Source organism: Paenibacillus sp. ISL-20, assembly GCF_018613005.1.
Taxonomy (GTDB): domain Bacteria; phylum Bacillota; class Bacilli; order Paenibacillales; family Paenibacillaceae; genus Paenibacillus_AQ.
The window spans coordinates 25,696-39,179 of record NZ_JAGGRD010000077.1 but is presented as its reverse complement, the minus strand read 5'-3'; the positions used below and the strand labels follow the sequence as shown (position 1 = coordinate 39,179).

Genomic DNA, 13,484 nt, shown 5'->3' with positions numbered 1-13,484 from the left:
CTTAAGTTCAGCCTATATAGTAAAATATAAAGAGCCGCTTTATAAATGATGATCCTTCAATCCTTTTTTAATTTATGCTATCACAAATTTTTACAAATAGTCTATTCACAGATAGCCATATAGGATTAATAGAAAAATTTTGATACTGCTTCACTCTCCTACCTAAAATAAGGAGCAGTGATAAGCTGCTCCCCCTTCTATTAATCTCAATTAACTCTGATCAAACAACATATTCCGCCATAATCTGCTCGATATCGACTGGGGTAACCCCATCTTCCACCGAAAAGATTGTATCCGCCTGTTCCGCCGTATCTACCGTCTCTCCTCTTGCTTTGGCATGCAGCATGAATAAATCGTAGAGGTCGGGTTTCCGCAGGGTTGTCATGGCTTTGCCCATCAAAACCATCCTTTTTGATTCCCCTCTACATTATTGTAATAGTGAGGATGTCTCGTTAGGGACAGATCGGTCCAGATGACCGTACGTTCCACCAAATCCAAGATGACGGGAATGGCGATCTGCGTATCTGCGGCGACATCGATTTTATTGACCACCGTCGAAGGCAGCCGGCCAACAGGGCGAAAGTATTACAACTTTGGAGAACAGGAACATTTTCAAGCTTTATTCGAATATAAAAAAACGACTGCCGTAAGTCCGGCAATCGCTTAAAGGGTAAGTACTTAATATTAATTTAACAGTCTGGGTATACAGTTATCGTGCCATTCCTTAAGACGGTCAGCATAGTCCTGACGGCCGAGTTCATCCATCTTCCGTATATGCAGCTCGATCAGGCGCTGGTACATTTTGCGAATGGCGGGAAAATGCTCGGTTAAAAGGGTTGTGTCTCGCGGCTTGCCGTCCCGCAGGCGTAGGGAGTGGTCAACCAAGGCGGTGATTGCTTCTCGTGCCTCTTTAGGCAGGTTGTCCATATAATGCAAAGCGGCATCTTCGTTGTTACCTACCTTACCAGTGAATAGTGTGTATTGCAGGCGGGAAGGCAATAAAATGAGCTTGGAAGTATCACGATCGTCAAGCTGGGAATAATAGGATTTGTCCATGATTGACCGCTGTTTTTCCTCGGTAGGCAGGATACTCAGCAAGAACTCGACATTGTTAACATAGAGATCGTCCACCGTGGGGCGCTTTAAGCGGTCGCGCACGTCTTCGCCGTCGAGAAACAAGCCATTCTGGATCAGGTCGAGCACGTCATACGGCGGAAAGACGCCGTTTTCTCTAGTCCAGGTCGGCACAGCTCCGGAAGCGACGCGGGTTGTTAGTATATTTAAGCTTGACCAAAAAAGCGAGAGTTTGTTGCCGTATTTGGTTGTCTCCCGCACCGTTTGGCGAATGGTGTCAAACGTATCCCAGTCAGCAGGAGTTATTTCGTCGCCTTTGAGTATAAAGGACACGTCGATATCGCTGATGCCAGGCGAGAAACCGCCGTGGACTAAGCTGCCGAGCAGGTACGAGGCTTGCAGGCGCTGGCCGTACGCTTTCTTCACCTCATCCAGGGCGCAGATATAGACTTCTTTAACGAGCGGGTTTATCTTCGCTTCCAACTCTTGTTCTTCGGTAAGCGTACGTAATGGGTGTGTCATCAATTGATCCTCCAAGCGATTGAATTTAATTACGGTCATGGGCTTCATTCGGTACGCTGGCTATGCGTTATCGATTTCACTTTGCATGATTCGTATCATATCTTCGTAACAATCGTTGATAAAAAAATGCCCTCCATTAAACTCATATATGTTACACGGTTCCAGAAAGTGTTTGCCCCATTCGGCAGCATCGCCGCTTGTCGTGACATCCTCCTTCCCCATAAAAATGACTGGTTTGCAGTTAATAATGGGTTCTCTCTTTGGGGCGCTGAAGGTCTCTAATACTTTAAAATCATTTCTTATTATCGGTAAAAATAATTCAAGCAAATGAGGTGAATCGGTGCCACCGAATGATAGGACTTCCCGTTTTAATTGCTCCGAATCGTACAGGTGCCGATTTCTTATCGACTCCTCAGCCATATCGGGCGCTGATCGGCCCGAAAGAAACAAGTGGCTCGGTGCAGCATGACTTGACTGCTGAAATCTAAAAAATAATTCATATGCAATGGTAGCACCCATACTATGTCCAAATAAACCAAATGGGCAGTTATGATCTCTGGACTCCGCTATCTTACAATACAAGTCATCCAGCAAACTCTTCATATCGCCAACTAGTTCTTCGTTAATTCGATATCCCCTGCCAGGATAATCTATAGGAAAGATCTGAATGCTTCCATCGAACTTTTCTTTCCATTTTAAATAGTAGGAAGCTGATCCACCCGAGAAGGGGAATAGAAACAACTGATACTTTCCCGACATGATTGGCACCCACAGTCTATAATGTTAGAATTTTAAGAACCTTCAGGAAAACGAAAGCATTAACTTTTCCGGACCCCGAAACTGTTTGCCTTGTATAACTGGCGGTTCGGCTTGGGCCAGCTCGATCTCATGAAATCGGCTGAATAGACATCCAAATGTCTCTTCCAACATGACCTTTCCAAAATTAGCTCCTAAGCAAGTATGAGGCCCCATAGAAAAGGTCATATTCGTTTTTTCCTTGCGAGCAGGATCCCATTGATCCGGATGTTCGTAAATATCTTCATCACGATTGGCGCTGCCAAGCAGCAGAACGAGAAATGTGCCTTTGGGAACCATCTTATCTTCCAATAGAACATCCCGTTTGCTAATACGTATTGCTGAATGCAAAGATGGTTCAAATCTGAGGCTTTCTAGAACGACGCTTTTTAAATATTCCTTATCCACCATCGCAAGCTTCATTTCTTCTTTTCGTTCAAGCAATAATGCCATAGTATTTCCGATCATACGAGAACCAGTTTCGGTTGCGGTTAGAATAAGCATAACGTGTCGAATCATTTCGTCCTTGTCCCATTTTCCATTCTCTAAAGCTGTCATGAAATGAGCAATGAATCCACGCGAGCTGTCTTTTTGTATAGCATTTTCAACATAGGCATAAAGATCCTTGCTGGCACTGACGGCTTCGATGAAATCCTCATCCAGATCATCCATCATTCTGATTATCGGACGCATGATACGATAAATTTCGTCTGCATCACTTGCGGGCAGTCCAAGAAACTCCATAATAATTGCCGATGGAACTTTATACGCAAACTCGTTTATAAAGTCAAACGATTGCTTAGGTGTTATTCGATCAACGAAGTTTTTCGCTACATCCTTTGCAAGGAGATCTAAGTTGTTTTTTTGAATAGCTTTTGGCCTGAGATGATCGCTTATGATTGGCCGAATATTTCGATGTGCTTCTCCATCGGTATCAAGGATTGTACGACCAAACAAGTGTCTCGTTGTGCGAAAAGGATGTTCGGTTGTGAAATTTTCTGTATCCAAGAAGACTTGCTTAATATGCTTATATTTCGTTAGAAAAAAACTTCGGTGATGCTCAGACCAATGAATAGGATCATGATTCCTCAATTGTTGATAAACAGGCCAGGGATTCTTTTGAAAAAGCACGGAATTATAATCGATTATCAATTGACTTTTCAATTGCTCCATTTTTCTCCACCTTTCCAATCTTAAGAAATCTTGATTTCCTGAAAGAAGGTTTCGTATATCGACTCCAAGGTGTAGAATTTACGTATATCCATTTCCTCAATTTTAATTTCGTGTCCAACCAATTGTTCCAAAAAGTTAATCAAATCAACCAACGTAAGCGAATCAACATAACCGAACTGCAGCAAATTATCGGTTTCATTGATTTGAATCTCTTCAAGCTTGCTAGTTTTTTTAATATGTTCAGTTATACGGAAGTACACTTCTTGTTTTGTCATATAAGCACCTCATCGTTATATAGTTTGCAGTTGTCGTTTAAGCGCATTACGATCAACTTTTCCGTTGGCATTCAGTGGAAGTGTTTCAAAAAACTCAAACTTCGCTGGCAGCATATAAGAAGGCAGTGTTTCCGCACAATGTCTTCTTAAGTCATTTTGGGTCGTTTTTGTTTGATCACCATGATCATGAAGTTGTACAAATGCATGAAGTTGTGGTGAATTACTTTCTTCTTGTACGATTATGCATACCTGACTGACGTCAGGGTGAGACAGCAGCCTTCGTTCCACCTCTTCTAATTCGATGCGATTGCCTAAAATTTTAACCTGGTGATCCGATCTACCGATGAAATAAAATTCACCAGATTCATCTTTATACGCCAAGTCACCAGATTGAAAGACAATTTCTCCCGAGTCGGGCGATAATGGCGATGGAACAAGTCGTTTTTTTGTTAAAACCTCATTCCTCCAATATCCGGAGAATAGACATGATCCTCTTAAATAGATTTCCCCAGTGATATAGGGTTCTTCGATTAAATGACCCTTTTCATCAATGAGCAGCATTTCTGCGTTATATATTCCTGAACCAACCGATAAATTTTCTACGCCTTGATCAATCGGAGTTTCTATATTTTTAAAACTGCATGCTATGGACTCCGATTGCCCAAAAGCATTAATTAATCGTTTTAAATCAAATAATGATTGTATTCTTCTTAAGTCATCAATCGGAAAAAATTCTCCTCCGAATAAAATACTGTTAAGATGTGAGTTGACAACGTTATTTTGGCTGGCATATTGAAGGATATTTTTCCATATCGATGGTACGCCATTCATTTGAAATACCTGTTGTTGCTCGATAAAATCCAAAAAACGTTTGGGATGATAAACAAGTGAATGCGGGACAAGAACCAGTGTTCCACCGCTTCCAAACGTAAGACCCATATCCATAATACTGAAATCAAATTGCAGCGGAGAGATCGACCCAACTCGAGTTTGTTCTGGTAAATCGCAAAAGTGAACAATTCCTTCAAAAAAGGATAAGACTGCACCATGGCTCATCATAATCCCTTTTGGCTCGCCGGTTGAACCAGATGTAAATATGATATAGACCAAATTATTTTCTAGCAGCTTCATGTTTTTTCGTTTGTCCTGAGGTCTTGAAGCGGAATCCGTGATGATTGTGTTTTCTTTCAAGTACGCGTTAATCAACTGAGGGTACTGGGGGAAGGATCGAACCCTCTCTTTTTGTATGTACAGCTTTGCCTCTGTCTTTGTAATAATGGATTCTAATCGTTCTTGAGGTGAATCAGGGTTTACCGGAATGAATACAAGCCCTTGAATCGAACAAGCGATCATTAAAGCAACCGCTTCAGGACACGGTTCAAATTCAAGGATCACTCGCTCTCCTACGGGGAGCCCAATATCCTCCATTGCCTTAGCATATTCTTCGGATTGTTGCGCTAATTGTGCATAAGTCCACTGCCCATTATTGGAAATAATCGCAATCTGATCAGGCATTTTTGATGTGAACTGCAAAAAATATTCATGAAAAAATCGAGGCTTGCTTAGAGAACTACATTGCATAATTTACCTCCTGTTCGGGACTTAAAAAAGAGAATTCTTTTCAATCAAGCCTTGAGCCTAAGTATGTGCGTACGCCTGCATTAAAAAGCCATAACATGCTCGGTGACTGGCTGTTTATTCTCTTGGTGGTGTTTGACGATTGAATTGGCAATGTGGACTGAACGTGGTGCAAGGAAAAGGATCGCATTATAGAGATATAACGCTCCCCCAACGATGCTGCCTAGTGCGTATAACCGTGGCTGCGGGCGGTTTTGCTCGTCAATTAGTCTGCTTGTGGTACGCTCAACATCAAGTCCTCCTAAAGGATGTGGCCGTGCTTGTCCTGATTGCACTAACCCATCCAGGATGGGTGCCGCCATCGGAGAGATTCGACTTTCGCCGGAAGCAGCCGAGAATACTTTGTCCAAGTGAATGGGGGAGGTCCCCTCGGCAATCGCTACAAACTTACCGTTTGTTTCTTTGGAAACTGACTGTAGTCCTCGTACAACATTAAGCTGGCCTGAGTCGGCAAGTTCAAGAATTTGAGTTGCTCTGTGTCTCGGCATAGGGCAGCACAGGTTGTTTGCAATGTGACGGAAATCATTTTCCAAAAATCTCTTTTCGTCGATACTAAGGAAATACCACGCGTCTTCAATGGCGGCGACTAGCATTTTTATATAAATCTGATGCCAAATCTCACCATCATCTACGCTTGCCATTTGATGTCGTAGTCGATCGAGCCCATAACGTTCGGATAATATTTCATCCATAAGTGCCTGTCTTGATACACCGGCGTGGTCGAGCTCCTTGCATGCTAGATCTATAAGATCCATTAGAGTTATGCTGCCTTTTTCAGCAACCATATCCTCAATGTTTCTTACCGTAAAATACTGCACACTGTACTGAATTGGTGGACGACGCACCATTGGTAGCTGACCGCGTCGTGACATGATTGTAATGGGTCCACGATGGCCGCTTGCCTTTAGACCCAGTGTTAAATCTATTGCGGTCAGCCCAGAACCTATAATTCCTACGTGTTCGTCGGGGCCTACTCTGCTTAGAGTATTTTTTAAGGGGTAGGGAGTGATAAAAAAATGATCTTCACCCTTGAGTCTATAGGGATCAAAGCAAGTTGCAGCGCCCATACATAAGACGATGTAGTCAAAATTGTAGTTTCCTGTAGGTGTTTCTACTACGCCCGAATGACCGACGAGCTTCACTTTGGTAGCCCGTTCGCGAATGTGTTGGAAAGCATTCATGCGCGCTGCCGATTTTTCCGCTGAGTCCTGCAAATATTGGCCGATGATTTCACGCGGCGCAAAGGTGTCAACAAAGTGTGCATAGCCGTTGGCCTTTAACCAGTTGACAACGTGCCCTGGCTCCCAATTGCGTACCGACATGTCGTTGGTGTGCATATTGGTCAAGGCCTCAGGCATATCGGGTGCATAGTTTGGACCGCACCACGGGTGTGGCGATGGATCAAACACAGTAACGTCTAGTACGATGTCAGGATTCATTTCGTCACGAGCGTGAATGAGGGATTCCAGCATACACACTGCAGCCGGTCCGCCTCCTACGAGTGCAATACGCATAAGAGATTACCTCTTGCAGTATTGGAGACATCTACGTCCTTTTTACGCTCAAACATGTTCATAACGAACCTCCTTGTTAAGTAACTATATTGGGATAGCCGATAGTTAGTCGCTACACACGGCCTTACGATCTATCACTCATGATACATTCGGGCATCCGGCTTAAACGTGAACATCCGCAGAGCGGAAGTTGTCCATCAAATTGAGGAGCTTTGCTCGGAAAGGCCGAATGCCATCTCTGGGCAATCTATCATAGCTCAAGTAGCCGATGCCGTTCTTTTTTATCACCTCCTTCTAGTTTTCTCAATCTGCATCACCCCCTTTATGGAAAATGAAAATAAAAGCTCCATCCTACCGGTAGGCGTTATAAGACAGAGTTTTCCGTCTCGAATTGCCGTTATTGTTCACGCATAAATCCCTGGTATAATATTCCCCCTATCATTGATATTTTCTAAACACGAGCTGCCTTCTGGTACATTCCCCCCTTTTTAAATGTCTAAAAAAAGACGCAAAAAGCCCCTGTCCACTTGACCTATATACAGATAGAAAGATAGACGGAGGCTTCCGTCGTATTCGGCAACTGGCTAGCATCGCGGGCGTAGATAGGCCCGCATTAGCCCCTATAGCTTTGCGTCGCCACTTTTCAGTGGGTTTGCTATTGTCGTACGAAATATTCAATTGTCGATGATTGTGTAATGATTTGTCGATCTACTAAAAATATACAGTGCCTTTCTATGAAAATCGATAGGCCATTTGTTACAAATTTCTGTGAGGTATTGGATTATTTTACTATGCGGCTTATGCCATTAGGCCCATATTATGGAAACCAAGTACAGTCTTAAAATCTACCTCTAAAGCTCTGAATACCACTTATCTTTTCAGAATCGTTCACACCCATTTGACAATAGCCACTCTTCCATAACGGCATATGCCTCCTGTGCATCCTGTTCATAGAAGATGGCTACCTCTTGCTGATATGCATAATTGAATCGTACATATCCGCCCAGTTCCCGGTAGAACAAATAGCAAACATAGGGCGTTTCAATAGACAAATCGGAAGGAAAAGCCGCTTCACACATTCCGGCCAGCTCAGGCAATGACAGCCCATCCTGCCCTGGAGGCAAGCGTAAGAAGAGATGGCTCCGTGTACCCGTCCACGTTTCATAATAAACGGCTTCCTCTTGGCTGCACCCATACACCTGACGATATATTTCGTCCAGCACTTCCGCGTACAGGCCTTCATCGTCCTTCTCCCCTGCCTGCAGCGAAATCGTCTTTATACGCTCCTCATGCCGGGGCAACCACAGCAGATCGCCCGCCTGGGGATGCACGGCCAAAAAATCACCGTCCACCGTTGTACCTATAGCGATACACTCTGCAATCTGCTGCTCGGTAATCGGGCTGTCTTCATCGTGCTCCCATAACCCGTACTCGGCAAAAGGATGAAGCACCTCCATATCCGGCAGTTGGACATTCATCCACCCTCTGTAAGTCCCTTCACCGAATCGCTGCAAAAACCGGACGTAGCCCGGTGGATAAACAGCGTTATTCTCCGCAAGCTCGTGATTTTGGCCATCAGACAGTAGCTTGGGTTCAGATACGATGTACATGATCACTCCTCCTATTTTCGAGCAGATTTCCTTCCGCTAATGAACCTCGATTGGCATGGTCCTAAGCTTATTGGGTGCGGAAGCAACGGCTTCTCCTATTATTCCACAATTTTCAAATGGTGACGATATCCCCTTTTCCGCTCGCCCGATTCCCTTTCCCACATTTATGACACGTGTCATAAGGATCTCTTTACAGGTGTGAATGTTGCGTCAAACGGATCGATTCTACAATGAAACTACAAGAGAACCTAAGATGAAAGAGGGAATCGGAGATGGAACAACGAAAAGACAGAATCCGCCTGCTGGACATTTTGCGGGGCTTCGCGATCCTGGGGACGCTCGGGACGAATATTTGGATCTTCGCGCATGCGGGAGACCTCAGCTACATTACAACCTTTGATCATTCCGGTTGGTGGGGAGCGAATGACTTACTTCGCATGATCGTCTTATTCCTGGTGAACGGGAAGCTGCTAGGACTGCTGACAATCATGTTTGGCGTAGGTCTGGAAATGAAGTATAGGCAGGCCAAGCGCAAGGGAAAGCCGTGGCCGGGCGTTTATTTGTGGGCGGTCCTGTTTTTGATCCTTGAAGGCCTGCTGCATTTTATACTGGTCATGGAGTATGACATCTTAATGAGCTATGGAGTTACCGCCATCATTGCGGCCTTTATCGTAAAGGGCGGCGACCGGCTCATCGCCCGCACGATGAACGTAATCGGCAGCGTCTTCGCCATCGCGATCCTAACCCTTGCGGGGCTGATGCTGGCGAGCGGCGCAAAGGTATCGCTGGGCAGTTTTCATGATGTCGTTGCTCTTTATCAGGAAGGCGCTTGGATGGAGCAAGTCCAATATCGGCTGGCGAACTTCCTTCCACTACGAATGGAAGCCATCCTCGTGATTCCGACAAATATATTTCTGTTCCTGCTAGGGGTTCGCTTTATGCGGGCAGGGGTGTTCTCCCCGGATGAGAACGGCAAAAAGCTGCGGAGAACACTATTCAAGCTTGGGATATATGTCGGTGTGCCGCTCAACTTGCTCATTTTAATCCCCGGCGGCGCTTTCGATCTACCGGTGCGCTATTTATTCGCCCCGCTGATGTCCATGGGGTATATAGCAATCATTGCGAGAATGATACAATATACGAAATGGGAATGGCTATGGCGCCGTCTGGAGAATGTCGGAAAAATGTCGCTAAGCTGTTATGTGCTCCAGAACATCATCGCATCCGCTGTTTTTTACGGCTGGGGCTTGGGGCTTGCCGGCAAGCTGAATTCAGCGGCCATTATCGCCATCTGGCTGGTGATCTCCGCATTTCTGCTGGGCATGGCGTCCCTATGGCTCCGCGGCTTTAAGCTGGGACCCATGGAGACCGTCCGCAAACAGGCGGTAGGTTTCTTCGAATCAAGATAGCCGAAATTGGGGGCTTGATATGTTCTATAAGTTGTATCCGAGGGATCAGATCAAAAGTTATTTGCTCATCGATATTGTACTGACCGTATTCTTATGCTACCAGGTATTTCGTTCGGATACGGCGCTGGGACTGTGGGGCAGCCTCTTGCTGCTCCTGCTGTTCCTCGTTTCGTTCTATATCGCGCTGTGGCGCCGGGGCGGCTGGCTACTGGCTGCCGTGCTGACGGGCCTGTTCGCGGTAGGCGTACTCGGGGTGTATACGGGGCCGAGCACCATGCTGTTCGGGATCATTTTTGCCGACTTGCTGGGCCGGTCCAAGTCCAAGGTGCATATCGCCATCGGCTGTGCAGCCATTGCCCTATCGTTCCTGCTCGTGTTCGTTTTCCGAAAGGAACCGCTGCTCGAAACGTCCAATGCCATTTATCTTCCGGTCATGATCATTCAGTCGGTATATCCGATCGTCATCTACATTAAGGAGAAAGCAAAAAGCCTGCAGGGGGAGCTGGATGAAGCCAACGAGCAGATCGCAAAGTATATCCAGCAGGAGGAGCGACAGCGAATCGCTAGGGATCTCCACGATACCTTGGGACAGACCCTCATGATGATCAAAATGAAGAGCGAGCTGGCGAAGAAATGGGTGGATAAGGATGCTGTCCAAGCCAAGCGAGAGCTAAGCGAGATTCTGGATACCACCCGAACCGCCCTGAAGCAAGTGAGGGAGCTGGTATCCGATATGAAGTTCATCTCTCTGGCAAGCGAGCTGGAGCATGCGGCCAAGCTGCTGCATACGGCGGGAATTTCGCTGAGTATCGAGAATCCGGAGAAGCCCCCGCTGTTATCCAGCGTGGAGGAAACGATGCTTGCGCTCTGCGTCCGGGAAGCCATGACCAATATCATCAAGCATAGCCAGGCCAAGCGGTGCACCATTAGGCTGGAAACGAAGGACCATGCCTTCGGAATCCTTATCGCGGATGATGGCGTGGGGCTGGCGGGGAACAGCGACGGAAACGGCATCCCGTCGATCATGGAGCGGATGAAGACGCTGAGCGGCTCTTTCACCATCGCCCCGTCGCCTGAGGGAGGCACCAGGGTATCCTTGGACCTCCCGCTTCGCCGGCATGAAAAGGAGGACGCTTCATGATTCGAATCGTTATTGCGGAAGATCAGAAAATGCTTCGCGGCGCATTCGCCTCATTGCTTAATTTCGAAGATGACATCGAGGTGGTGGCCGAGGTGCCCGACGGGCAGCGAGCCTGGGAGGCGATCCGGCAGCATCAGCCGAACGTGTGCCTGCTCGACATCGAGATGCCTCATATCAGCGGCCTGGAATTGGCCGAGTCCATACGTCAAGCAGGCCTGCCCTGTAAAATCATGATCGTGACGACCTTCGCGCGCCCGGGTTATTTGCAAAAAGCGATGGATGCACAGGTGGAGGGCTATCTGTTAAAGGACGAGCCGATCGATTTCTTGATCGAAGCCATCCGGCGGGTCATGAAGGGCGAGCGGGTTGTGAGCACTGATCTGGCGGCCGCGCTCTTCATGAAGGAAGAGAACCCGCTCAGCGAACGGGAAATCGAAATGCTTCGCTTAACCAAGGAAGGCATGACCACCGGAGAGATCAGCAAAGCCCTGTTCCTGACGAGAGGAACTGTTCGCAACTACCTCTCCTCAGCCATACAGAAGCTTGCGGCCGAATCCAGGCAGCAGGCCGTGGCGATCGCCGAGGATAAAGGATGGCTGTAAACATCCTCGGACACAGCGCCGCTTGTTTATGACTTGAAGGAGGAGACACCGCTTGGCTATAAGTCGGAGGTCTTTATCAGCTATTATTACTTCAGTCTTTAGATGCTAAAACAACGCAGCCTCATAAGCTGCGTTGTTTTTGTATAGTAGAGAAATAGTACGCACCTGCAAGGGAAGTGATCAGTCTGTGTCCCAATCTATCCATAATCACCAACCGGGTAAGCATAGAAAATATAACGCTCTGGGGCATTTCCTAAATAGCGAAACGGATAACAGGTCGAAACAACTAATACCTCGGCTCCCATTGAACGAATAACCGTTGTATCGTCTTTATCTACGATATCCGTGCTTCTAATCTCATATTCAAATGTACCATAAGGAAGTTTTATAATAAAACGATCCCCTACTGACAACTTGTCGAAATCTCGAAACACCGTGTCCCGATGTCCAGACAGCAGGATTTGCTCATCTTCCATTGGAAATGCGGTGCTGCTGTAATGTCCGACTCCTCTATCAAGCATCTCCTCCTCCGTGCCTTCAATAATCGGAAGTTCTGCTTCCAGCTTGGGAATCTCGAGCATTCCAATCACATCGTTCGGTTTCGGATCAAACATGGACTTGTCGATCAGGTGATCACGATAGGATACAGGATCCGCACGTCGTTCATTCGAATCAACCCTTGTGTCTGGCTGTCGAATCAGCTTATTGGCTTCGACCATAGCTTCCTTCAAGTTTGCCTGATGTTCGACATATTGAATGACAGCGAAAGTCAGGATAGTTGCACCAACGAGCAGCAAGAATGCTCCTATTATTCTCCGCATATTCTCTCCTTCCCATTCGCCCAAATATATCAATGGGTAATCATTGGATTAAAAGAATAGAAACAAAGGTCTTTTGATTAACTATATTTTACAATCATATCTTACTGTTTCTTATCCTTAAAATCCAGCGTGATACCATAATCCTCTGCCACAATAAGCCAAAAGTAATATATCCCTTGAGTAGAAATAGACCCTCTGTTTTATATTTTCGCTTCTCTGAGCCATTGTTGGGTTTGCAAAAAGCCCTACCGCTGATCCTCCGTCACTATGCAATTCCAGCGAAATATTAATTAAAATTTTAGATACCAGCCCTTCCATAAAACAGGTCGGTTTATGAGCAGAATTTGTAGTTTTTTGTCGAATCATGGTATGGGTCAAACGTCCATTTCCCGCTGGCTATATATGGTACTCAGGGAATATTGTCGATAAATGGTTGCTAGCTTATACTTGACGGAGATTTGTATAATTTTGGAGGAAAGAGGAGTGGTGCCGGAAACAGGAGATGGGCATATCGCACTAAAGCTCCGGTGATCCAAAAATATAACGATTGGAGGGAGACAAGATTGCATTCTACCCGCTCAGCAGCAAGAAAGAACATATTTAAACGGTTATTCATTCAATTTTCCATCTTTTTGGTTATCCTTGGCGGGTTACAACCTGTTTTGTCAGTACCGATACAGGCTGCAGAAGCCGAAAGTACCCGATCAAATGATGCCGTGCCGACTGTTATGACTGGTGCAGCCCTTTCTTCGGCGGTGTGTCAAGCCCCGGTAGCACTAATTAACGGGAGTTTTGAGGAGCCACTTTATACACCTAATGATCCAAGACTTGTAAGATATGTTCATTATCCATGGTTTGAAGTTCAACAAGCGTTTGTTCCAGGATGGCAAACTACGGATCCTACTGGTTT

At 46.0% G+C, this 13,484-nt stretch carries 13 protein-coding genes, 1 pseudogene and 1 riboswitch; of the genes and pseudogenes, 4 read left to right on the top strand and 10 right to left on the bottom strand.

All coding sequences use genetic code 11. From position 1 onward, the window contains the following. Positions 1–220: 220 nt before the first annotated feature. Positions 221–561: pseudogene (locus tag J7E85_RS32975) on the bottom strand (cytoplasmic protein); the annotation flags it as partial. On the opposite strand from J7E85_RS32975, the gene J7E85_RS32970 reads away from it, so the two are divergent. Continuing rightward, complete coding sequence (locus J7E85_RS32970) at positions 473–667, top strand: hypothetical protein (RefSeq protein ID WP_215164176.1); 195 nt, start codon at positions 473–475, stop codon at positions 665–667. The pseudogene J7E85_RS32975 and the gene J7E85_RS32970 sit on opposite strands and share 89 nt — an antisense overlap. Positions 668–684: 17 nt before the next feature. On the opposite strand, the gene J7E85_RS32965 is transcribed toward J7E85_RS32970, so the two are convergent. The 7 genes from J7E85_RS32965 to J7E85_RS32935 all read right to left on the bottom strand — a co-directional run bounded on the left by J7E85_RS32965 (position 685) and on the right by J7E85_RS32935 (position 8,601). Further along, on the bottom strand, positions 685–1,635 hold the full coding sequence (locus J7E85_RS32965; RefSeq protein WP_215164175.1) for a hypothetical protein: 951 nt from the start codon (positions 1,633–1,635) through the stop codon (positions 685–687). A 21-nt stretch (positions 1,636–1,656) separates the two neighbouring features. Then, positions 1,657–2,355 carry a thioesterase II family protein gene (locus J7E85_RS32960; RefSeq protein ID WP_215164174.1) on the bottom strand — a complete coding sequence of 233 codons (699 nt, stop codon included), beginning with the start codon at positions 2,353–2,355 and terminating at the stop codon, positions 1,657–1,659. Positions 2,356–2,397: 42 nt separating this feature from the next. Beyond that, positions 2,398–3,564 carry a cytochrome P450 gene (locus J7E85_RS32955; RefSeq protein ID WP_215164173.1) on the bottom strand — a complete coding sequence of 389 codons (1,167 nt, stop codon included), beginning with the start codon at positions 3,562–3,564 and terminating at the stop codon, positions 2,398–2,400. 20 nt (positions 3,565–3,584) lie between these two features. Then, positions 3,585–3,839 (bottom strand): acyl carrier protein, encoded by a 255-nt coding sequence (locus J7E85_RS32950; protein WP_215164172.1) that lies wholly within the window; start codon positions 3,837–3,839, stop codon positions 3,585–3,587. A 15-nt stretch (positions 3,840–3,854) separates the two neighbouring features. After that, entirely contained in the window at positions 3,855–5,420 is a 1,566-nt protein-coding gene (locus J7E85_RS32945) for an AMP-binding protein (protein WP_215164171.1), read from the bottom strand. Positions 5,421–5,500: 80 nt separating this feature from the next. Further along, a complete protein-coding gene (locus J7E85_RS32940) occupies positions 5,501–6,991 on the bottom strand; it encodes an FAD/NAD(P)-binding protein (RefSeq protein ID WP_215164170.1) in 1,491 nt (496 codons plus the stop codon). A 572-nt stretch (positions 6,992–7,563) separates the two neighbouring features. Then, positions 7,564–7,658, bottom strand: a riboswitch (cyclic di-GMP riboswitch). 211 nt (positions 7,659–7,869) lie between these two features. After that, positions 7,870–8,601, bottom strand: coding sequence for a hypothetical protein (locus J7E85_RS32935; protein ID WP_215164169.1), 732 nt, complete (start codon positions 8,599–8,601; stop codon positions 7,870–7,872). A gap of 272 nt (positions 8,602–8,873) precedes the next feature. Here J7E85_RS32935 and J7E85_RS32930 point away from each other — a divergent pair, with 272 nt between their 5' ends. From J7E85_RS32930 to J7E85_RS32920, 3 genes are read left to right on the top strand one after another with little or no spacing between them, the layout of a single operon-like run. Continuing rightward, positions 8,874–10,010 (top strand): DUF418 domain-containing protein, encoded by a 1,137-nt coding sequence (locus J7E85_RS32930; RefSeq protein ID WP_215164168.1) that lies wholly within the window; start codon positions 8,874–8,876, stop codon positions 10,008–10,010. A gap of 19 nt (positions 10,011–10,029) precedes the next feature. Next, on the top strand, positions 10,030–11,151 hold the full coding sequence (locus J7E85_RS32925) for a sensor histidine kinase (protein WP_215164167.1): 1,122 nt from the start codon (positions 10,030–10,032) through the stop codon (positions 11,149–11,151). Next, positions 11,148–11,753 (top strand): response regulator transcription factor, encoded by a 606-nt coding sequence (locus tag J7E85_RS32920; RefSeq protein WP_215164166.1) that lies wholly within the window; start codon positions 11,148–11,150, stop codon positions 11,751–11,753. Before J7E85_RS32925 ends, J7E85_RS32920 begins: the two co-directional genes overlap by 4 nt. Before the next feature lie 197 nt (positions 11,754–11,950). Here J7E85_RS32920 and J7E85_RS32915 read toward each other — a convergent pair whose 3' ends face one another. Together J7E85_RS32915 and J7E85_RS32910 are read right to left on the bottom strand one after the other, a co-directional pair. Next, positions 11,951–12,574: a class D sortase gene (locus tag J7E85_RS32915; protein ID WP_215164165.1), complete on the bottom strand. Its 624-nt coding sequence runs from the start codon at positions 12,572–12,574 to the stop codon at positions 11,951–11,953. Positions 12,575–12,691: 117 nt separating this feature from the next. Next, positions 12,692–12,940, bottom strand: a complete 249-nt coding sequence (locus J7E85_RS32910; protein WP_215164164.1) for a hypothetical protein — start codon at positions 12,938–12,940, stop codon at positions 12,692–12,694. Positions 12,941–13,484 lie beyond the last annotated feature (544 nt).